This window comes from Bacillus sp. LR--39 (assembly GCF_053613335.1).
In genome coordinates, this window is the sequence record NZ_JBSIOT010001275.1 from 1 (window position 1) to 585 (window position 585).

Below are 585 nucleotides of genomic sequence, written 5' to 3' on the forward strand. Positions count from 1 at the left end.
CCGTCTGAAACAGCTTGGCGCTTCCGGAGTGCTGGAAGTCGGCAACAACATTCAGGCTATTTTCGGACCGCGTTCTGACGGGTTAAAAACACAAATGCAAGACATTATTGCGGGACGCAAGCCTAGACCTGAACCGAAAACATCTGCTCAAGAGGAAGTAGGACAGCAGGTTGAGGAAGTGATTGCAGAACCGCTGCAAAATGAAATCGGAGAGGAAGTTTTCGTTTCTCCGATTACCGGGGAAATTCACCCGATTACGGATGTTCCTGACCAAGTCTTCTCAGGAAAAATGATGGGTGACGGTTTTGCGATTCTCCCTTCTGAAGGAATTGTCGTATCACCGGTTCGCGGAAAAATTCTAAATGTGTTCCCGACGAAACATGCGATCGGCCTGCAATCCGACGGCGGAAGAGAAATTTTAATCCACTTTGGTATTGATACCGTCAGCCTGAAGGGCGAAGGATTTACGTCTTTCGTATCAGAAGGAGACCGCGTTGAGCCTGGACAAAAACTTCTTGAAGTTGATCTGGATAAAGTCAAACCGAATGTACCATCTCTCATGACACCGATTGTATTTACAAACCT

General features: G+C 47.0%; 1 pseudogene. It reads left to right on the forward strand.

Going from position 1 to position 585, the window contains the following annotated elements:
* Positions 1-585 (forward strand): annotated as a pseudogene (gene ptsG, locus ACWHAR_RS29930) (PTS glucose transporter subunit IIABC); the annotation flags it as partial.